The 21,183-nt window shown below is 60.4% G+C and carries 14 protein-coding genes; 7 read left to right on the forward strand and 7 right to left on the reverse strand.

Annotated features, from left to right (window positions below; genetic code table 11):
* The first annotated feature begins 1 nt into the window (after position 1).
* Positions 2-3,844 (forward strand): hypothetical protein, encoded by a 3,843-nt coding sequence (locus ACR0AC_RS01865; protein WP_480871732.1) that lies wholly within the window; start codon positions 2-4, stop codon positions 3,842-3,844.
* Positions 3,844-7,305: a hypothetical protein gene (locus ACR0AC_RS01870; RefSeq protein ID WP_480780361.1), complete on the forward strand. Its 3,462-nt coding sequence runs from the start codon at positions 3,844-3,846 to the stop codon at positions 7,303-7,305. Before ACR0AC_RS01865 ends, ACR0AC_RS01870 begins: the two co-directional genes overlap by 1 nt.
* 76 nt (positions 7,306-7,381) lie before the next feature.
* Here the strand turns inward: ACR0AC_RS01870 and ACR0AC_RS01875 are convergent, their stop codons facing one another.
* The 7 genes from ACR0AC_RS01875 to ACR0AC_RS01905 form a co-directional block, all read right to left on the reverse strand.
* Entirely contained in the window at positions 7,382-8,395 is a 1,014-nt protein-coding gene (locus ACR0AC_RS01875) for a hypothetical protein (protein ID WP_170451777.1), read from the reverse strand.
* A gap of 39 nt (positions 8,396-8,434) precedes the next feature.
* Positions 8,435-8,857 carry a hypothetical protein gene (locus tag ACR0AC_RS01880; protein WP_480871733.1) on the reverse strand — a complete coding sequence of 141 codons (423 nt, stop codon included), beginning with the start codon at positions 8,855-8,857 and terminating at the stop codon, positions 8,435-8,437.
* Between the two features lie 17 nt (positions 8,858-8,874).
* The gene (locus ACR0AC_RS01885) at positions 8,875-10,410 is read right to left on the reverse strand and encodes a c-type cytochrome (RefSeq protein WP_480871734.1); all 1,536 of its coding nucleotides are present in this window, start codon (positions 10,408-10,410) and stop codon (positions 8,875-8,877) included.
* Complete coding sequence (locus ACR0AC_RS01890; protein WP_170734422.1) at positions 10,407-11,759, reverse strand: NADH:flavin oxidoreductase; 1,353 nt, start codon at positions 11,757-11,759, stop codon at positions 10,407-10,409. The genes ACR0AC_RS01885 and ACR0AC_RS01890 overlap by 4 nt, the downstream gene beginning before the upstream one ends.
* Entirely contained in the window at positions 11,756-12,628 is an 873-nt protein-coding gene (locus tag ACR0AC_RS01895) for a hypothetical protein (protein WP_480625775.1), read from the reverse strand. The genes ACR0AC_RS01890 and ACR0AC_RS01895 overlap by 4 nt, the downstream gene beginning before the upstream one ends.
* 3 nt (positions 12,629-12,631) lie before the next feature.
* Positions 12,632-14,371 (reverse strand): peroxidase family protein, encoded by a 1,740-nt coding sequence (locus tag ACR0AC_RS01900; RefSeq protein ID WP_480625774.1) that lies wholly within the window; start codon positions 14,369-14,371, stop codon positions 12,632-12,634.
* A 201-nt stretch (positions 14,372-14,572) separates the two neighbouring features.
* Positions 14,573-15,481 (reverse strand): LysR family transcriptional regulator, encoded by a 909-nt coding sequence (locus tag ACR0AC_RS01905; protein ID WP_170451788.1) that lies wholly within the window; start codon positions 15,479-15,481, stop codon positions 14,573-14,575.
* A 196-nt stretch (positions 15,482-15,677) separates the two neighbouring features.
* Here ACR0AC_RS01905 and cuyA point away from each other — a divergent pair, with 196 nt between their 5' ends.
* The 5 genes from cuyA to ACR0AC_RS01930 all read left to right on the forward strand — a co-directional run bounded on the left by cuyA (position 15,678) and on the right by ACR0AC_RS01930 (position 21,081).
* Positions 15,678-16,691 (forward strand): D-cysteate sulfo-lyase, encoded by a 1,014-nt coding sequence (gene cuyA / locus ACR0AC_RS01910; RefSeq protein WP_480872216.1) that lies wholly within the window; start codon positions 15,678-15,680, stop codon positions 16,689-16,691.
* Between the two features lie 43 nt (positions 16,692-16,734).
* Positions 16,735-17,694, forward strand: a complete 960-nt coding sequence (locus ACR0AC_RS01915; RefSeq protein ID WP_170451792.1) for an ABC transporter substrate-binding protein — start codon at positions 16,735-16,737, stop codon at positions 17,692-17,694.
* Between the two features lie 71 nt (positions 17,695-17,765).
* Complete coding sequence (locus ACR0AC_RS01920) at positions 17,766-18,821, forward strand: quaternary amine ABC transporter ATP-binding protein (RefSeq protein ID WP_480871735.1); 1,056 nt, start codon at positions 17,766-17,768, stop codon at positions 18,819-18,821.
* Positions 18,818-20,359 (forward strand): ABC transporter permease subunit, encoded by a 1,542-nt coding sequence (locus tag ACR0AC_RS01925; RefSeq protein WP_480871736.1) that lies wholly within the window; start codon positions 18,818-18,820, stop codon positions 20,357-20,359. Before ACR0AC_RS01920 ends, ACR0AC_RS01925 begins: the two co-directional genes overlap by 4 nt.
* Positions 20,356-21,081, forward strand: coding sequence for an alpha/beta fold hydrolase (locus tag ACR0AC_RS01930; RefSeq protein WP_480581908.1), 726 nt, complete (start codon positions 20,356-20,358; stop codon positions 21,079-21,081). The genes ACR0AC_RS01925 and ACR0AC_RS01930 overlap by 4 nt, the downstream gene beginning before the upstream one ends.
* The last annotated feature ends 102 nt before the right edge of the window (positions 21,082-21,183 follow it).

Consider the following 21,183-nt stretch of genomic DNA (forward strand, 5'->3'; position numbering starts at 1 on the left):
CATGGCCAACCCGATTGATCCGCAGCTGATGCAAGCCATCCTCGCCCGTCCGGGCTGGTCGATGGCCGTTGAACTGGGCGACACGGCGGTGTCCCGCCTCGACCGGTTCGCAACGCCGCCACCGCCGCCGCCTGCACTGGTCGTTCCGGTGGATGTCCGCGCGCTTTACGTGCCGGTCAATCATGATGAAGACTATGTAAGGCTTCCGATGGAGCTTGGCGGACCGGCCAGCGATACGGATGAACCCGCCCCGCCCTTCTCGGATCCGCAACCCCGGGACCCCGGCATACACATTCACTGGGCGCTGCCCGATGGGTTGTTGCGCGGTGATCTTGAGGACGACGAGGATAGCCCGCTTTCCCTGCGTCCACTGCCGAACCGTTGGCTGGTGGTGCGGATGACCGGCCCCGAAAACACACGCACCGTTGATCTGCGCGCCTGGGTCGTCGCATCAGAGACGGGCCGGGTCTATGATCTGGAAGATTACCCCGATGGCGACAGCGCAGGCGACGGCGATCAGTTGGAACCGGGCGAGTTGGACGGCGTCGTGGGCGGCTCACCAAGCTGGACGGCGGGGTATGACTCGACCCGCAATCGGTTCGGGTTCCACGACCCGCTGACGGACCTGAACCCAAATCAGATCACCACGCGCCTTGCCTCATATGTGATCATTGGCTGGTGGTCCGAACGGGCCTCGGACCCGCTGGCGAAAAGCTTCTGGCCATTTGCCGTCTCGCGCACGCTGGACGAGCTTGGGTGGACCGCGTCCCCAGCCCCGTATGAAGGTGCAATCTCACAACCGGTTCAATCCGGTTTGGCGGGCTTTGCGCAGACCCAGTTCCGCGCATTCTCATCTACGGTGACGGACAGCTTCGACACACCGGTCGAGGCCGTCTCGGCCCGTGGCCTGCGGGTCACCGATACGCGCACTGCATTGTCGCTGTCCAGCGCGCAGGCCGCATTGGCCAGCGGGTACGAACCGCTTGTCTTCGACGCGGTGGCAATGTCGCTGGTGACCATGCACTACGATACCGTTCTGCATGGACGGGTCATGGGGGTTCGGATCACCGGGCCGGTCGGGCGCGATTTGGCCCCCCGCCCGCCTGCCATTGGAATTGCGCTTGGGCCTACTCTTGAACGATTGATCGCCGCGCAAGTGGCCGACAGCTTCGGCCTGACCGACGGCGAGGAACGGGAATACACCGAAAGCCTGCTGACCGCCGTCGCAAATGGGGCCATTCGCCGCTTGGGCGAACAAGACGGCATCATCGCGCTGGACGAAGCCGAACATGGCGACGGGTTCGAATCCTTCCGTGGCCGCGAAGTCTATGAGGACGTGATTGTCGAGCGGCGGCAGACCGACATCAAGGCCGGGCGGCCCGTTCGCACAAAGATCGCCACGCTTGCCTCAAAGCCGCCGCCAAAGGCCGACGTAATGTGGCTTGGCACCAAATCCGGGTCCAAAAAGGCCGATCTGAACGAGTTGCGCCGCACGGCAAAGCTGGAAACCGACAAACGGTTCCGCACCCAGCCCGACGACGAAGGCCCGACCGTCCGGCGCATTCGCCGCCCAGCGCCCCGCTATCATCGCGCGGTGCCTCCGGTCGTTGGGTTGCGCGACTTTGGACGCTCGAACCGGTTTGACGACTGGCGTTTCACCGAAGACAGACGTTTGCGCTGCCATTGGGCGCGTGAGTTGCCAATCGCCTTCGGTCGCCGCTTTGAAGCGCGCGATTATGTACCCGCGCTGCCCAACCTGTCCAACTTGCCGGGCCAGACCCGCCGGATATTGGAACACAGCTTCCTGTTCGACATCTACATGCTGGCCTGGATGCTGCAAGCCATCGAGCAAACCTCGGAACCGGCAGAGGCCCCGGCGGTGCAAACCCGCGTGCGCGCGGAAATGGCGCTGCGGTTCTCACCCGACGGCAGCTATGACGGCACGCCGCCACTGGCCGCGAGTACCACACCGATGGCACGAGCGACGCTGAGCGACGAGTTGCTCAGGTTCTCGCTTGCCGAGGGGCGCGAGCCCAGCCCGGTCGGAATAACCATGTGGTCCCAACCCTGGGTGCCGGTTTGGCTGGAATGGGAGGCGCGTCTGGAAACCGGCCAGGATTTTGACGGCTGGAAACTGGGCCGGATTGAATTCGAAGGGGCATCGGACGTTGGCGGGCAATCCCTTAACATCCTCGGCCGTTCGCCCATTACCGATGGTCTGCACGATGCGTGGACGAGCCTGATTGCCGACTATCTGGACGCCGAAAACCAGCGCGACGAGGATGAGGTTGGCGAGATCTCCGAGGCGCATGAGGCGCGCCTTGCGCAACTCAAGACCTATCTGGACCTTGCGGATCTGGGGTCGGTCACGCTGGATCAGGTCGGTGACCTGTGGCTGGGCCTCGAACCCCAGCCCGACGGGCAAGAGCGTGACGTGCCCGAAGCAGTCGCCGATAACATTCGGGCGGTCGGGCTTCCCCGTCTGATCGCAAGTGGCCGCCTGAGCCTTGTCCGGGCGCGGATCGTCGATTGTTTCGGGCGGTTCCGCGACCTCAACACACAGCGGTTGGTGCGCCCGCATGCACTGTCCAGCACGGATTCCGAAGATCGCCCGGCCCTTGAATTGCCGCCACGCCTATCGCTGCCCGGTAGGCTGATGTTCCGCTTTGTCGATCCGGCAGACACATCGGAGGAACCCGCCGAAGCCCGTCTGAACCAGGCGAACCCGTCGCAGGGCATCAGCCCCATCGCGGGATATATCCTGCCGGATTTCATCGACGAGTCGCTTGAGATGTTCGATGCGCAAGGCAACCCGCTGGGCGAGGTTCTGCAGGACCCGGTCGCCGGTGGTCTGGTCTGGGAAGGCGCGGTTGGCCGTCCCGGACCGGCTGTTAACGACCCCGAAGTAGGCCTGCCCCCGGCGGCGCAGGTGCTGGGCCGGATCGCGCGCGGGATGATCGACGCGGACGCGCTGCGCACGCAGGATCCTGAGACCGCAGAAGACGAAAGCGCGCTGTCGGCCTTCCTGCGCGCGGTTGATACAACGATGTGGGGTGTGGACGAGGCGCAGGTACAGGCCGGAGCCACGATTGCCGGGCTGGTCGGACGCCCGGTCGCCGTGGTGCGGGCGACGCTGTGGCTGGATATCCCAACCGACCTTTCGCAGATTGATGCCTTTGGCGAAACAGCCGAAGGATTGTCCCAACTGCTTGACAACGAAGGCGTATTCGAAGCGATCAAAGCGCGCGCCTTCGAGATTGCGCTGGGTGAGGTCGCCAAGGGCTATGACGGGCTTTACGGCTATTTCGTCGGCGACGATTTCCGCCGCTTCCGCCTGATCGAAAAGTCCGTCAGCAAGGCTGCGCCCGCTGCCGGGTTGGGGTTTGGGTTCCGCGCCATTCTGGGCTCGGCCACGTTGGCGGAACCGTCGCCGCTGACCTCACCCTACATCGAACCCGGCGGGCGTATCTTCACCCATTCGGGGCAGAAGGTGCAGTTGACGTTGTTGATGAACCCCGCCGCGCGGGTGCATGCGACATCCGGGATTTTGCCGAGAAAGTCTTTGGAATTGCTGCGCGATTGGGTGGCTCCGGGGTTGGAAAAGATTGCCCCGTCAGCGCGGATCGGTCCGGTTCTGATCGATCCCGACAAGGTGCGCCTGCCGAAGATCGCGGCCTTTGGCAAAGACCAGCGGTGGACCCGCCGCAACAGCCCAATCACCTGGCGCGACGATCCTATTCTGGCGGCAACGCAGGCTGCCATCCTGCCGGACGGCCCGGTTTCGGTTGAAGAAGGCTGGATACGGATCGGGGCCAGCGACAACAGCGAGGAAGGAGGCACCTGATGGCACGCTATGACTGGCCACGCGATCTGAGGAAACCGCCCGAATCCCTTGCTGGTCGGGCCGAGGCCAACGCAGCTCGCGCCAATGGAACGGCTATCGGAGGGAATCTGGGTAATCTTGCGGCCTTGGGCGAAGTGATCGAGGGGGCCTTTGACGAAGAACGCCAATGGATGCCGCTGGGCCCCTTCATTCTGCGCAACGGTCAGGCGGACGGCGACCCAGTGGTTGCAGGGCGCATTCGCGATATTCAGGTGCATCCAAACGGCCAGCGTGCCTATGCCGGGGCGGCCAACGGCGGTGTCTGGTACACCGACGATGCCGGGGAAAGCTGGGCACCGCTGGGCAGTTGGGCCCTGGCCGCGGCCACAAGCCGGGACGATCTTGTACTGACTGTCGGCGCATTGCTGGTCGAGTGGGGAGAAGACGGCGGAGGTGCCGACGACCCCGCCTTGGACGCGGTCTATGTGGGAACCGGCGAGCTTAAACCATATTTCTCACTCGGTCCCGGGGGCAAACATGCAGGGATCGGGGTACTTCGCCTGAATGGAACGGTCGAGCAGGCGATTTCGCTGGTCGGGGTCAACCCGTGGCAGCGCGAAGGTGGTGAAGAACTAATCGGCGCAGGAATCTACCGTCTGGCCCGTGACCCCGGAACCCCTCTCGCCCCTGACCCGGCAAATGAGGCGACCCTTCTGGCCGCAACGTCCCGTGGTCTGTTCATGCGCCAAGGCCGTTTTGTCGAAGACCAAAGCTGGACATTTGTCGACTTCACGGATGGTGAGTTCACCGAAGATGACGATGGGGCCTGTACCGATCTGCTTTGGACCGATCAGGGCCTGTTTGTCGCGCTGATGGGGGCGGACGAGGATCTGGATGGCATCTGGCTTTCGACCGGAGGGCCGACCGGCACGTTCCAACGCATCGCGCTGCCGGACCATGATACCGGCACACGCCTTAGCCTTGCGGCCTCCCCTAATGAAGCAAGGCGAATTTACGTTGCCGGGCTGAAAGAATCCAACGTGGCGGACAAGAGAGGCCTTGGCCAGGGGTGGCTGATCGATCTGTCACACACCCCTGCCGGAGTGTCCGGAACGCCCGTCGCAGCGGTGTCGATCGATGACTGGCCCGTGGGTGTCTATACGTCCTCGGTCACTCAGGACGGGACCGATTATGTGATCGAAAGTGACCAATCACATTATGACCAGTGCATCACGGTTGTGGACAATGGTTCGGGCGACGATGTCGTCTTCATCGGCGGTCAGGGAATGAATAGCAACGCGCTGATTTTCCGTCTGCCAATCACGGGCACCGCTGCGGCAAACGATCTGTCCGCCGGGTTCACCGCCGCCAACCAGACGACAGCCGATACCGACCCGACCTTTGCCGGCCGCGGTATCCACGCAGATGTTCACGCCCTGCGTCCGGCGAATAACACGCTTTGGGTCTCGTGCGATGGCGGTGTCTTTACCCGGCCACTCACGGCGGGCGGCTCGGGGACGTCGCGCAATGTCGGTCTGCCGACGTTGGAACCGGGCTACGTACAATCCCACCCAACGCTTGACGGCCACCTGATTGCGGGTTTGCAAGACAATGGGTTTATCGAACGCATTGGCGGCAGTTTCTGGGACCAGATTTATGGCAGCGACGGGGGTGGATGCGCCTATCACCCAACGCGACCGCATATGGTGGTCAAGCAGACCTTCAACGCAGACTGGGATTTCATCCCCGCCCGCCAGCCACGCGGACCCGCTGTCCGGCATGCATGGAATCGAAAATGGGATTCCGAAAAGGCAGAAAACGGCCGGGCCAGTTTCTACTCCAACCCGCTGGTCCTGCCGGGGGAAACAGACGACACAGCACGGGTGTTCATAGGGACCGACCGGATATGGATGACCAACGACTGGTACGGGCATCGCCTGAGAACGGATTGGATGAGTTGGGTGACACTTCCATCTGCCACCGATCCCCATTCGGCCCGCAGCACCACCGAGCCAGGTCGAGATTCGCGGAACCGCGTCTTTCGCGACCAGCTCCGTTTTGAAACCCTAAGCGACAAGGTCGTCGCATTGGATGCACTGGTCGAGGGCGAACCGCCCGATTTTGAAGGCACCAGCATCGCGGTGCTGTGCGAACGCACGGTTCGGATATTCACGTTCGAGGGAAACAACCCCAGCTGGACCGGACGCAGGGCCGCCATCATCAGCGGCAACCGGCCCAGCAACAAAAAGGCCGAAGGCGATGAGCCTGATCCGTTTCTGGACTACCTTCCCTACTTTTCCGGAACCTCATGGACTGCCATCGCAAGACACACAGATACAACGCTGTATGTCACAACCTCGGGTCGGACGCGCCGCGACGGGGATGGCGAACTGATCACGGATCCGAACTTCGATACGCTGTGGTGGTATAACGGCGACGGGCGATGGTATCCAACCGGGCTGCATTTAACCGAGCCGGACGTGGCAACCGGCACCAGCGGCACCCCTGCCTCGGCCCATGCGGTGCTTGTGGACCCAGACAACCCGGATGTGGTCTGGGTCGGCACGCGGGTTGGTGTTTTCGAAGGACAGATCGACCAGTCCGGGGCGCATCCGAGCTGGACCTGGCGGCCTATCATGGACGGCTTGCCCCAGACGCTGGTCGAAGACCTGTCTCTGTTCCGGTCCGGCGACCGGCGGTATCTGCGCGCCGCGCTTGTGTCTTTGGGCGTTTGGGAGCGCGACGTGTCAGACACCCCGCACTCGGTCGGGCGCAGCTATATCCGGACCTTTGAGTTCGACACCGGGCGCGGCGATCTGCCAGACCCGGCCTGGGCCCCGCGAACGGACCCGTCCAATCCCAGCAACCGCCCACTGGTCACGCACAACAGCCCGGATATTCTGTTCGTCGACACCCCGCCGATCGAGGTGCTTCTGAACGCAAACGAAGTCAATTTCGCAGCCGCGCGCAGCCTTAACCTGGCAACCGCATCAAATGGCTTCAGCGCTTTTGTGCAGGTCCATCATCGGCACGTAACCCCCTTACCCGCAGCAGATATTCAGATAAACTTGTTCTACCTGAGTTTCGCGCGCGGCCTTGGGCTTGACGACATTGAGGTCAGCGACAATCTACGCAACGCAATTTCTGCGGGCGTGACCGGAACGAACGCCCAGCGCGATTTTGCGATACCAGATCCCGGTCTTCACCTTCGCTTCCTGCGCAGGGCGAACCCCGAAGACCCACTGTTCAGCCGCAAAACCGGTATAGCCCATTTCGACACGGTCGATCTAACGCGCGCCGCTGGCGAGGCAGCACAGGACAGGGTTGCCCTTATCGCCGTACTTGATCCTGCAAATCGGCCCTTTGACGTTGCAGAGATTTCGCCCCGCTCGGGGGAAACCACTGTGACGCTGGATCAGGTGATGCGCCGTTCGGCCTATCTGGCCGCCCGCGCCTTCAATCGGTTCGACCCAAGCCCCTGAGGTTCAGCCGTCTGGGCTCATGCGATCCGACAGAGGATGAACGGTGACACGCAAGCCGGCCTTCGGGTTCAGGCGATCAGCCGATGTCGTACTCGTCCGCCCCGCTCCAGGACAAACGCTCTTTCACATAACCTGCGACAGAAGAGGAAACCTGTCCAAAGCCTTCGCCCCAGTCCAGGTCTTCGGACGCTTCATCCGAAGTACAAAAGGTCTGCAACACAGCGGCAAGATCACCGCAATCCGACGCGCGAGAATAGGTGTAGAGCAGCAACCGCATGGTATAGGCATGCGCCAGCAAGGCCCGGGCCAGAACAGGTCGGTTGGTGAAACCAAATCCAAGGAACAGTCGTGCAGGCTCAGCCATCACTTTCTTGAGCTCCTGATCGTTACGACAAAGCTCTTCAAACTCACCATAATCAACTGTTCGTTGCGACTGATCATCACCAACGATCATGGCGTCTATCAAGCGATCCAGATGCCCGATAACCAACCCTTGCCGCCGGTATTGCGCTGGGTTTTCAAGGGTTTTTTCCTTCCAGTCCGGAACGTTGGGAGAGTACGCCAAAGATGGTTCAAGCCCGGCAAGCTCAAAGTCGTCGGTGAACGCATAATAGGACAGCTTCAACAGGAAATATCGGGCGCGGATATTCTGATCCAGTTCGATATCGACGAAGGTCGCGGACCTTTGAATCAGTCTGAATATCGCAAGCGGCAGGAAGAGTTGGTAGATGGTTGAACGAAGGTAATAACCCTCGGTTGCCAGCCAACGTCCGTCTGCTTCGCCCAGATGGCCCTGCCGCTGCGTGCGTACCAAGCTGGCGACGCGGTAATACCCGCCTTCTGCGGCCTCAAACAGTTGGAAGAACAGCGGCTCGATCTCAGCATACAGTCTCTTGCGTGCTTCGAATTCATATGAGGTTCGCGCGTCATTAAGCGCCGCGTCCTTGGCCAGCATCGCCTTGAGTTTTTCCAACCGACGCGCGCTGAATGGGCTTAGAAAGGCGACAAAAACAGCGACCAGTGCGCTGACCAGGGCAGACACGACCGTCGCCTGACCGGCAGGTGTCAGGGTATGAAACCAAGCAAACATAAGATTTACCCAATCGCCCACCTCAGAGACAGAAAACGGTCACGGTCTGGTCATCAGTTCGGAAATCACCAGTCGGCGAAAACTAAGGAAAATAAGCACGCCAAACACGGCGTCGAAGGCAGCGAACCATAGGAACGGCCCCCCATGCGCAACGAAGGTTGCCACCATCAGCGCCCGCCCCAGCACGGCAATGACATTGGGATAACGCTGACGCACCGGATCAAGCGCGCCGGGGATTTGCATGACGGTCACAAAGATCAGCGTCGCCCCCCAGACCGAGGGCCAGGGGTTCTCGGCCCCAGCGGGCAGGCCCACAACACCCAGCGAAAACGCCGGGCAAAACAGGAAAAGCCCGCCGATGACGATTTGAAGCGCCAGCACAAATCCGAACAGACGGCGATGAGATTTGATCCGGTTGTCGGCCTGGGCGCGGGTCCAGCCGATGGATAACGTATCGGTCATGTTACTCATCTCCTTGTTCAGAAGGTTTTAAGGTATTCAAGTAAATCGGCTTTTTGGGTCGGGCTTAGATGCGTGCCGTAAACGTGGCCTGCGTTGGAATTGCCCGGCTGGGATGTATCGAAGCAATAGACACCTTCATCCTCGCACGGGGGTGACAGGAACCCGCCGTTCACCGGGTCGATCACATCCGAATTGCGCTGGAATTTTTTGGGGCGATCTTCCGGGGCGTTAAGTAAATCCGCCAGCGTCGGCACCGATCCGTTATGCAGATACGGGCCGCGCACCCAAAGCCCATCCAGCGGCATATTTGCGTAGCCGTCGGTTTTGCGGAACTGCCGGAACGCGTAAGGCGTGTCCGCAAACAGTTCAGTCACCTGCCGCTGCTGGAACTCGTTTGTGTAGCTATCCAGCCGCGCGCGATCCGTCCCAATGGACGCGATTGGCTGAACGGTTCCCAACTTGTCGCCCGAGAACTCGTACTCTGTCCCGGTCCAACGCCCGTGGCACTCCAGACAGAAGGTCGCGTACAGGTTGGCCCCCCGTTCGGCGGCCTCGGCATCCACCTGTACCGGGTTCGCAGGCGGCGGCAGATCGCTGAGCCATGCTGCAACGCGCTCAATCCCGCCATGATCCGCAGTTTCCGCTGTCACCCCGGCCCCAAGCGCCGCCGACAGGTTGCGTTCGGCCAGCGAAGGGTTGTTGCCATCCCAGTGCAACCGCATGCCTTCGCGCGGGCCTTGCAGGAAGATGGAGGGAAAATCAGATGCGCCGATGACCTCTTGCGGGGTCAGTGCATCCCCGTTCATGTCGAATTCCAGCACCTTGTAGGGGTTGAACGTGTCCACGCGACCGGTGCCCCAATCCGGCTGGCGCGCCAATAGGGGCTGCAAAGCGGCGCGGGTCGCCAGCAATTCCTCGCGAATGCGGGGGACAACTGCAATGCGCCAGAACAGCCGCTTGACGGGTCCAAGGCCATTGCCGCTTTGTTCGATGGCGTCGAACAGCGGTTCGGCGGCCAGTTTCGGACTGGTCGAGGCGTCCAGCAGTAACTCGATAAACGCATGAAATTGCAGGTTGTTCGACGGCATTCCGGGCACGATCACCGCCTCGGCCTCAGCCGTTTCGCGATAGGTCCCGGCATGGCAGACGGCGCAGTTGAACCAGACCAAGGTGATGCCCAACTGATCGCGGCGGGAAATGCCAATTGGCAAGTCAGTGCGACCTTTCTCATCCTCCCGATACAGGAACCCAAACGCCTCGTAGGTCGTCTTGCCCTCAAACGCGTCGGGGAAGAGATAGGGCAGCGCCTGCCAGACCTCATACGGCAATCCGCTGGAGGTTTCCGAACCGATAGAGCCGTGCAGGAAATGCTGCTCATCAGTCTTGAAATGCTCGGGCCCGCCGCGCAGCAAGGCCAACAGCAACCAAAGCGCGACGACCAAAGCAAGCAACCCGACCAAAGCCATCAGGCCCACAAGAATGGTCAGCGGCAACCGTCGGCGGCGGCGTTTTACCAGAGCCTCTTCAACAAAGGTGACAGGCTGGTTCCTCATTCTGCCGCCTCCCTGTCAGGGGTCGGGATTTGAAGGATCGGCTTGGTTTCATAGATCGACATCAGTTCTTCGATCATCGCATCACGGCTTTCGAACCTGTCCTCCTCATAACAACCCATCGGATGTTTCGGCGCATTGCACAGGCATTTATTGCAGCGTGTGCAAGGTTTTGGCGGCTCATCTTCACCTGCGGCCCAATGCTTGACCAGATCATTATTGGCTACCAGAGCCCGCGCGATGGACACCCCATCGCAGCCGCCCGAGGTGATGGCATCACGCACAACCCGCGCGTTCTGATAGCCGCCGGTGTTGATCACAGGAATGGTCACCGCCTGTTTGATCGCACGGCATTCTTCCAGGCTGATGCCTTCATCCTCGCGGCCTTTTTTCAGCCGGAACCAAAGCCGCAGGAATAGCGGGCGCAGCAAGGGGAAGCGGAAGAACAGGTAGTTTCTGAACCCGTTGACGCCCGATGCAATCATCGCGTCGTAAGTAACGGCCAGAACCTCAAGCGGCAGGTCCCCCGGCGGGTTCATTGGATGCGGAAACAGCGAGCCGGTCGAGACGTGCAGGGCATCCACGCCCGCGGCCTCGCACCATTGCGCGACCTGCACCGTGTCGGACAGGGTGTTGCCCTTACCTTCCCACGGCAGGACGTTGTTGTGGTCCACGGCAGAGAGTTTGACTTGCAGATGGAATTCGCGCCCGACCTTGGCGCGAATGGCGTCGATCACCTCAAGCAGGAACCGCGCGCGGTTGCGTAGGGAGCCGCCGTAATGGTCGGTCCGGTCGTTGATCGCGGAACTCAGGAACTGGGTGAACAGATAGCCATTGGCGGCGTGCAATTCGATCCCATCCAACCCGGCCTCACGCGCGCGCCATGCGGCCTGGGCGAAATCTTCGACCATTTCGCCCACTTCATGCGTGCTCATGGCGCGGGTTGGGAAGCCGTGCAGGGTTTCGTATGCGTTGGTGGGGCTTGGGGTCGGGCGGTGCTGATTGTGGATGCCGGGCAAATCCATCTGGCGACCGGAATGTGACAGTTGAAGGATGTATTTCGATCCGTTGGCGCGGACCGCCTCACCCAGCTTTTGCCACAGGGGAATGAACTCATCCGTATGAATGGTGGCGTAGCCGGCGATGATGCGGCCATCCATGCGCACGGGCACATAAGATGAGATCACGGCCCCCACCCCGCCCCGCGCAAACTTGCATTCCCAGTTGATCCGCGTCTGCGTCAGCGCCCCATTTTCGGCGTCGAAGCGACCCGAGATATTCGACCGGAAGACCCGGTTCTTGACCTCAAGGTTGCGGAACTTGAGCGGAGTGAAGATGATATCGTCGCTCATCCGGTTTCTCCCGCCTGTTTCCAGATCTCTGCCAGCAACGCCATGACCCAGTGCTGGGCCGGGCAGCGGCTCCAGCTTGATCCCAGAAAGGCCAGATCGGCATCCATGCCTGCGCCCGCCGCCCTGCGCGTGTTCATGGCGACCAAAGTGACTGGCCGCACGCGCCCGCCGATTGTGTCGCTATGGCGCTTTCCGGCACGCATCACGGTGCGCGGCGCGGCAATCACGCGCAAAGCCGCCTGTTCCGGGGTAAGATGGGCGCGCAGCCGCTGATCGGCCCATGCCGCTTGCAACCGTTCCAGGCTGAGCGCCAGATTATGCACCGCGATCCCGGTGCCGTGGACAGCGCCCTTGTCGCCCTTAGCGGCCTGACCCAACACGCCTTGAGCGTCCCGCAATGCGCCGGACAGAAAGGCGATGAGGCGCCGAAGGGGGTTAAACGATTGCAGATGTGTCTCGATCGCTTTGGCTGCATCCCAGGTTTCGGCGCTTGCCGCATAGGTCGGATCAAACACGCGGCCCGTGATCTGCTGCGCAAGCTCACCCACGGGCCTGCTCAGATCGCCCCTCACATAGCCCACCATCTGATTAAGCGTGTCGGTATCCCAATTGCCCGGCGCGAACTTATCGGCAATGTCCTGAGACATCCGACGCCTTTCGGGGTCGTCCCGCATCATCGCGCTGGGCAGCGGATTGCCACCAAGCGACAACGCCGATCTGACGCGGTGCGCCAGTATCCGGTTGATCAGCGGCCCCCGCGGGCGAAACCCGCGATCCAGCGCGGCGTGGTCGGCAAGCTGTCCGATCTCATCCGCGTCATCGGTCAGGATCAGATCGGCAAGCAGCGGGATGCGAATGTGACGGGCCATGCCTCAGCCCCCCGCGATCCGCCAGGGGAAGAATGGGTTGCGGGCATCGACCAGAGCTTCGGCAAGGTCCGGGCAATGGCGACGCACCACGTCGGAAAATCCGTTTTCGGCAACCCATCGGAACCCGGCCTCTGTGTAGATTTCCGGTCGGAAATCATCGGTATAGAAGCGATCGCTTTTCAGCCTGCGTGAGGCCATGAGGATGAAGATACGAAACGCCGTGTCCGAGAACCCAAAGCGCGGCGGCTGGTTTTTCGACTTCGCTTCGGCCAGTGTCCCGACCAGCAGATCGACCTTTTCGACGGTGCCATAGACCTCTTGCAGTGTGGACTGCCAGTTGGGATCATCGGTGATGTCTTCAAAGGTTTCAGGCCGCGTCGCGCCGATGGCGGCCCGGAAATCGGCATAGCGCGGCACGCCCCGCTCGCGGTCACGCAGGACATCAACGGCGGCGAGGTCGAGGAACACATTCGCCTCAACCTTCTTGTCCAGACGGCGCAGGGTTTCGGGGAAGTTGTTCAGCACCAAGGCACCCGGATTTTCGGTCGCCAGAGAATACAGCACGTCGTCGAAACTCAGATTGTCATACAGCTTGCGTGCGCCCGGACCTGACACTTCGGTCAGCCCGGCGCTGTGCAGATGCGCGTTGTCGGAATGGCTGCGGAATTCATATGCGTCCGGCATCAGCGAGTGCAGCCGGTAGACCGAGCCGAACTCCTCGGTCATCGCATAGGGGCTGCCATGATGATCCCGCGGAGAGCCGGGAATGCCCGACATCACCTCGCTGTCCGAGACCCGACCCACCGCGTTGAACACGGTTTCGCCCATCAGGCCCCAATAGTTGCCACGCATCGCCATGCGGCCTTCGGGGCTGTCCATCAGCGCGGGCGTCCATTCTACGGTGTGGATCTTGGCCATCAGCGCCGAGTTCACCAACCGCGCCTTGTGAAACAGCCAGTCTTCGCTTTCATCCGGATGATCAATGCGCAACCGCGCCACGATGGAATTATGCTCGCGCGCGAACAGAGTGTGCAGCACCGACAGCCCGGTCCACCAGTTGCCGTTGACACCTGCCAGTTCCTGACCTTCGCGCTTGGCCTTTTTGTCGACGGGTAAAAGACCATCGTCCAAAGCAATTTCGGCCGATTTGGGCCGGCCCTTCAGTTTGGCGGTGCGGACGTAACGCAGACGTTCCTCGGTCGAGCCATAGATTTGCGATCCATCCCACCAACTGGTTTCGACATTGCGGAAGGTAGGTGGACGGTTGGCATCAGCATCCGTCACCTGTTTGTCGGGCATCGTGCGCCGTACGGTCATCTTGCCGCCCGGCCAGTCGTCACCTTCGGGTAGCGGCACGTCCAACGGCTCGGCATCCGGATCGTTGGGACCGTGGCTGAGCCAGTCATGCACCATGAACTGAATCCAGGCAGCCGCCAGCACGTTCAGATGTGGAACGGGTACAAATTCATGCCGCTTGAGAAGCTTTTCGCTGACCAGTCTGGGGCTTGGATCCATCAGATCCGCGTCGCTGGGCGGATAGGTGTCCCTCAGCGCGACATTGCGTCCGAACCGGGTGCCCGTCGCGCCCATGCGGGGCTGCGAAAGGTCGTTGAATTGCCCGTCCGCGGTGCGCCATCCGATAATGTCAAAATCCTCGGGCCGTTCGCCATCCAACGGCGCGGTTTCGGTATCGATCAGGTTGTTGTGCCGCAGGTTGACACGGTGGCCCAGAATAATCGCCAACGCAGGCAAAAACGGCCAAGCGTGCCAAACTCTAAATCTTTGAGAAATAGAGGCAAATCTGCCGAGCAGAGAGTCCAGAATTCTTTCGAACATCGAAAATGTCCTTAAAGACAGTGGGATAACAATAATCAAACTATTGTTTGTGCATATCACAAAATCCGTGACTTTGACAGTTGGGGGATTCCGCACCTTGATTGGCGGTCAGCGGTGTCGCGCCTTCGACCCCTGGTTGCTCCAGACCCCGAACAATTCGGCGGCCGCTGATTCCGTGCGGTCCGCGTAGATCGCGATGTCCATGGGCTCACGCCCCAACGCATTCGCCAGCGAGATCACCTCGCCGCTTTGCAATTCGCTGTGCACCATGCTGAAGGGCAGCCAACCGACCCCAAGGCCCTTGCGGACCATCTCGAGAATACCGGTCGAAAACGCCGTCTCACAAATCGGGTTGGTGCTGTACCCAGCCGTCCCGAACCGGCGTTCCTTTCGGCGCAGAACCTGCCCGAAATAGCTGTTGTCCGGATAGACGATTGCCGGCGCAGTGTCGGAAATGTCGCCCACGTCTTTCACCGCAAACCGAAGGGCCCCGCCCACTACAGGGATCAGATAATCCCGCCCCCATATTCCGCGCAATACGCCCGACCCGAACTCCAACGGCTCGGCCAGATCGGACTCGTAGCACAGCAGCATGCTGGCATCCTTGCGCAGGAACATGCTGACGCAGTCGCTTAGGTTAGCGGCATGCAGACGGAACCTGACGCCCGGCAGGTGCGACCGGGCCTTCAGCGCCATGTCCGGGAACCGGGAAAACACCTGCGCATGTTGTGCCGCGATCCTGACGGTGGTCGCCTTGGGGTCATGATGGGCAATTTTTGTGCGTAGCTCGCGAAGCTGGACCAGAAGCGCACGTATCTCGGGTTCGTTTGAAATCAGCGCGGCGCTGATCTCGACCCGGTTGGTTTTGCGGTCCAGTATGGTTACGCCCAGCCAGTCTTCGAAGGACCGGATACGCCTGGAAAACGCGGGCTGGGTGATATGTCGGCGCGCGGCAGCCCGGCTTAGATTGCCCTCTTCCAGCAGAACAAGAATGTCCTCTAACCATTGTGTATCCATAAAAAGCGCACCCCTAGCCAAAGCAAAAGTATGAGTAGCCGTACAAAAAAGCACTGTTTTTCTTCGATTTGATAGGAAACGCTTTGAGAAATCCCAATGGTAAGGACCTCAGAGCATGGCAGAGTCGGCAGAAATCTCGGAGAATACTGCGGGCGAAACCGCAGACCTAACCTTTAGCCTGTGCAAGGAGCTGTCGATCAGTCTGGCCCGGTTTCCACGGATTTCCTTCGGGCATCTTCCGACACCTCTGGAACCGATGGACAGGCTTAGCGAGGTGCTGGGCGGCCCGCGCCTTTGGGTCAAACGGGACGATTGTACCGGCCTGTCGACCGGCGGAAACAAGACCCGGAAGCTTGAATTTTTGATGGCGGACGCCGTTGAAAAGGGCGCGGACACGATCATTACCCAGGGCGCTACGCAATCCAATCACGCCCGACAGACTGCTGCTGCGGCGGCCAAACTGGGGTTGGAATGTCACATACTGCTGGAAGATCGCACCGGGTCCGAGGATCAGAACTACATCATGAACGGAAACGTGCTGCTGGACCGCCTGCACGGGGCCTCGGTGTCCAAACGCGACGGCGGTGCAGACATGAATTCCGAAATGGACAGGTTGGCCGATCACCTGCGGAGCGAGGGCAAGAAGCCTTACATCATTCCCGGAGGGGGCTCGAACGCCATCGGCGCGCTTGGCTATGTCAATTGCGCCCGTGAATTGACCGAACAGGCCGCCAGAATGGGATTGTCGATTGATGCGCTGGTTCATGCGACCGGCAGTTCCGGGACCCAGGCCGGGCTTGTGGCCGGGCTGGCGGCAATCAAAAGCACCACGCATCTTCTGGGCATTGGCGTTCGGGCTCCGCAGGACAAGCAGGAACAGATGGTGTTTGAACTGGCGACCAAAACCGCAGCGCATCTGGAACTGGACGCGCAGATCGCCCGCTCAGAAGTGCGCGCGAATTGCGATTATGTGGGCCCCGGCTATGGGCTGCCGACCGACGGGATGATCCGGGCGGTCAAGCTGTTGGCCCACACCGAAGGGCTGCTGTTCGATCCGGTATATTCAGGCAAGGGCCTCGACGGGCTGATCGATCAGATCCGCAAGGGTTATTTCGACGGCATGAGCAATGTCGTGTTTCTGCACACTGGTGGAAGCGCGGCCCTGTTTGGGTATTCCGATGCCTTCGGACTGCCCGGTTACACACCATAAAAACAAGAACAAAACAAAAAGCGACCAACAAGGAGAGATCACTATGTCACTGAAAAAAACCCTCATCGGCGCGGCGCTGCTGACCACGTTTGGGGCGACCGCTTATGCCGAAGACGTCAAGATCGGCGTGCCGTCCTGGACTGGTGCTCAGGCCATCGCCTATGTGCTGGGCGAGATCGTCGCCACCCGCATTGGCGGGACGGTCGAATATGTTCCCGGCAATAACGCCACGATCTTTCAGGCGATGGATCAGGGCAAGGGTGACATCGATGTTCATCCGGACGTCTGGCTGCCGAACCAGGAGAGCTTTACCAAGAAATATGTGGATGAGGCAGGCACAGTGACGCTGTCATCAAATCCATACGAAGGGAACCAGGGGTTCTGCGTGTCCAAGGATTTCGGTCAGGCCAACAACATTACCGACATCGCAGATCTGGGTCGCCCGGATGTGGCCGCGCTGATGGACAGTGATGGCAATGGCAAGGGCGAGATGTGGATTGGCGCGCCCGGCTGGGCCTCGGCAAATGTCAACGAGGTCAAGGTGCGCGACTATGGCCTATTGGACTTCATCGAACCGATCCGAGCCGAAGAAAGTGTCAAGACCGCGCGCATCAAGGACTCGATCGCCAAGGGCGAAGGATATGCGTTCTATTGCTACAAGCCGCATGCGGTGTGGTTCATGTTTGATGTCGAGATGCTGACGGAACCCACCTATGACCCTGCAAAATACGTGATGATCCAACCGTCCGACGATGCCGATTGGTACGAAAAATCCAATGTGGCAACGAAGGACGCCCTGAAGCAGGTTCAGATTGCTTGGTCGAACTCGCTGGCCGACCGCTCGCCCGCCATTGCCGAGTTTTTTGCCAACTTTGCCCTGACCGCCGATGATGTCAGCGGTCTGGCCTTTGAAATCAGCGCCAATGGTCGCGAACCGGCTGATGTTGCGAAGGACTGGGTCAATGAGAACTCGGACCGCGTCGACTCGATGCTGGGGCTGTAAGCGCCCAACTGAACTGCCGGTACCGGTTTCGGCCGGTCCCGGACCTGATCTCTTCAAACAGTGGCGCAAAAATGAACGCAGAAACCGTCATCGAGATTTCGAATGTCTGGAAGATTTTCGGGGCTAAACCACAGGCCGCACTGCAAGCTGTTCGCGAGCGCAACCTGAGCAAGGCCGAGGTACTGGCCGAGTATAACTGCGTTGTCGGTGTTGCGGATGTCAGCCTGTCGGTGAACCGGGGTGAAATCTTTTGCATCATGGGCCTGTCGGGCAGCGGCAAGTCGACCCTTGTGCGCCATTTCAACCGTTTGCTGGAACCCACCGCGGGCAAGATCGAGATCGAAGGCACCGATGTGATGGCGTTGGGCACGAAAGACCTGCAGCACTTTCGCAACCAGAAGATCGGTATGGTGTTCCAGAACTTCGCGCTGATGCCGCACCGCTCCGTTCTGGACAACGTGGCGATGCCGCTGGAGATCAGGCAGGTTGCCAAGAATGAACGGATGCGTCAGGCGGCGGCCATTCTGGACATCGTCGAGCTGGGGGCCTGGGGGTCCAAGTTCGCCCATGAACTGTCCGGCGGGATGCAGCAGCGTGTCGGCCTTGCACGGGCGCTGGCGGCCAATCCGGATGTTTTGCTGATGGACGAACCGTTTTCGGCCCTTGACCCGCTGATCCGGCGGCAATTGCAGGATGAATTCATCCGACTGTCGAAAATCCTCAAAAAGACAACGGTGTTCATCACCCACGATCTGGATGAAGCCGTTCGGATCGGGGATCGCATCGCCATCATGCGCGACGGCAAGGTTGTGCAGATGGGCACGGCCGAAGATATCGTCATGCATCCCCAGGATGACTATGTCGCCGACTTTGTCGCCGGGATATCGCGTCTGAAAGTGGTGCATGCCAAGGTCGTCATGCGCCCGATTGAAGACTGGACGTCCCGGAACGGCCCCCTGCCCGCCGATCTGCACCGCGTCAGCGGCGATGAGACGCTTAGCAATCTGATCAATCTGGCCATTGATGATGACAATCCCATCGTCGTGGCCGACGCGGGTGCCGATGTTGGCGTCATCACCCGCGCCGACCTGCTGCGTACCGTTATCGAAGGGACCGAGGTGTCATGAGGGACGAAAACATCAATCCGCTGGAAGACACCGAAAGCGAGGCCGCGCTGGCCTATGCGGAAGAGCGCAAAGAGAATATTCGCACCTTTGTTCGCACGCATCCCGACTACTACATCGCCAATTTCGACAAGGTCGGTGCCTCGGCGCGGTTTACGCCGACCTTCAACTTTTTCGCTGGGCTATTCGGGCCGATCTGGTTTGGTGCGCGCGGCTTGTGGTCTTGGGCGCTGTGCTTTCTGATCATCGAGGCGATTGGCTTTGTCCAGATCGCCCGTGGCCTGTTCGGAGATCTCGCCTCGGACGCGATGGCCCGGATCGCGTCTATCGAGGGCACCTTAGAGTTACGCAAGCAACAGCTTGCGGCGGCAATCGAGGCGGGCTCGGACCGGGTGGACGCGTTCCAGCGTGCGGTGGACGGGCTAGAGGCGAATATCGGCGGCATTCGCGCCGAGGCCGAGGCGCTGGCAGAGCAAGGCCCAACCATCGCCCTGACCGGCCTTGTCATCCTGATCATCGCCAAGGTGGCTCAGTCAGTGATGGCCAACTGGGCGCTGGAAGCTCGGTTTTCTGAATGGCTGTCGGACCGGTCGATCCGGTCCGGGATGCCTGTATCCCAGATCGTGTTCAGCGCGGTGTTCATGGTTCTGATCGTGACGGTCGCCATGATCAACTACAGCTTTCCGGGGCGTTTCACGATCCTCAGCGATTTTCCGACGGACCCGGAATTCCGACTGCTCAGCATCGACGGGGTCGAGGCGTTCTTCAATTGGGCCGTTCTGAATGGCGAGGCGCTGTTCGATGGAATCACCTATGCCATCCGTCTGGTGCTGGACGCGCTGGAACTGGTTTTTGTCAGCACCCCGTGGATCGTGATTGCGTCGCTGATCATCTTGTTGACCTGGCTGACGGCCGGTGTGCGAATGGCGATCTATTCCGGCGCGTTTCTGGCCTATATGGGCCTGCTTGGGTTTTGGGAAAAAGCCATGACAACGCTTGCTTTGCTTGGAACGGCGGCATGTCTGTCCATCGTCATCGGAATCCCACTAGGCATGTTCGCGGCACGCCGTCCCCGGTTCTATGCGTTCATTCAACCGATCATGGATTTCATGCAAACCATGCCCGCCTTCGTGTTCATGATCCCGGTGATTGCGTTCTTCGGAACAGGCAAACCCGCTGCCGTCGTCACAACGATGATTTTCGGCGGCACTCCGGTGGTACGCCTGACCGTTCTTGGTCTGCGTGGCGTCCCCGAAAGCGTGCGCGAGGCGGCGATCAGCTTTGGGGCCAACAAATGGTATCTGCTGACCAAGGTCGATCTGCCATTGGCCAGCCCGTCGATCCGGGCGGGGATCAACCAGACCATTATGCTGTCGCTGGCGATGGTGGTTGTCGCATCGCTGATCGGTGCCAAGGGGTTGGGTGAGGATGTTCTGGAGGCCCTGCAATACGCCAATGTCGGACAAGGTATCCTTGCAGGGTTCGCCATCCTGTTCTGCGCCATGATCCTGGATCGCATTGTTCAGGGCCAGCGCAAGTGACGCCCCTTGTTCTGGTGCACGGCCTGATGGGCGGCAGCCCGCAGTGGAACTTGCAATACAAGGCCCTTTCAGACCATTTCGAGGTCGTCGCCCTTGACCTGCCCGGCTTTGGCAAGAACGCACATCTTCCCGCGATAGACCGCATCGATGGTCTGGCCGACTGGGTGATCGCGCATCTGCACGCGCGCGGTACAGACAGGTACCACCTTCTGGGCCACTCGATGGGCGGTATGGTGGTGCAAGAGATCGCTCGCGCTGATCCAAGCGGCGTGCAGAAGCTGATCCTGTACGCGACCGGTGCAATTGGCGTCCTGCCCGGACGGTTTGAAACCATCGACGAAAGCAAAGCCCGCGTTGAACAGGACGGCGTCGCAGCCACCGCAAGCCGGATCGCGGCAACGTGGTTTTGGGAAACCGAGGCCGCGCCCCATTTCAAGGATTGCGAAACCGTTGCCCGAATGGCCACGAAAGACTCCATTCTCGCCGGTCTGGATGCAATGCAAAATTGGTCCGGAGCAGAACACCTGCAAGACCTGCAACAGGAGACGCTGGTAATCTGTGGCGACCGGGACCGAACCTATTCGTGGGACCAGACGCATTTGCTTTGGTCCAGTATTCCCAACGCCAGCCTGTCCGTGATCCCTGGATGCGCGCATGCGGTACATATGGAGAAGCCCGCGCTTTTTAACGGCATTTTGCTGGACTACCTCGTGACCGGTTAGCTTGCACGACCAGCAACCCAACCCGGCTTGAAATTAAATTACGTTATCGCCCGTGAAATCGAAACAACATGACAAGGCCATCATGATCGTTTAGGTGTTCAC

This window comes from Ruegeria sp. H7, from assembly GCF_056532945.1.

Coding starts and splice junctions, on each gene's coding strand:
- ACR0AC_RS01865 (WP_480871732.1), top strand. CDS start 2: ATGGCCAACCCGATTGATCCGCAGCTGATGCAAGCCATCCTCGCCCGT.
- ACR0AC_RS01870 (WP_480780361.1), top strand. CDS start 3,844: ATGGCACGCTATGACTGGCCACGCGATCTGAGGAAACCGCCCGAATCC.
- ACR0AC_RS01875 (WP_170451777.1), bottom strand. CDS start 8,395: ATGTTTGCTTGGTTTCATACCCTGACACCTGCCGGTCAGGCGACGGTC.
- ACR0AC_RS01880 (WP_480871733.1), bottom strand. CDS start 8,857: ATGACCGATACGTTATCCATCGGCTGGACCCGCGCCCAGGCCGACAAC.
- ACR0AC_RS01885 (WP_480871734.1), bottom strand. CDS start 10,410: ATGAGGAACCAGCCTGTCACCTTTGTTGAAGAGGCTCTGGTAAAACGC.
- ACR0AC_RS01890 (WP_170734422.1), bottom strand. CDS start 11,759: ATGAGCGACGATATCATCTTCACTCCGCTCAAGTTCCGCAACCTTGAG.
- ACR0AC_RS01895 (WP_480625775.1), bottom strand. CDS start 12,628: ATGGCCCGTCACATTCGCATCCCGCTGCTTGCCGATCTGATCCTGACC.
- ACR0AC_RS01905 (WP_170451788.1), bottom strand. CDS start 15,481: ATGGATACACAATGGTTAGAGGACATTCTTGTTCTGCTGGAAGAGGGC.
- ACR0AC_RS01915 (WP_170451792.1), top strand. CDS start 16,735: ATGTCACTGAAAAAAACCCTCATCGGCGCGGCGCTGCTGACCACGTTT.
- ACR0AC_RS01920 (WP_480871735.1), top strand. CDS start 17,766: ATGAACGCAGAAACCGTCATCGAGATTTCGAATGTCTGGAAGATTTTC.
- ACR0AC_RS01925 (WP_480871736.1), top strand. CDS start 18,818: ATGAGGGACGAAAACATCAATCCGCTGGAAGACACCGAAAGCGAGGCC.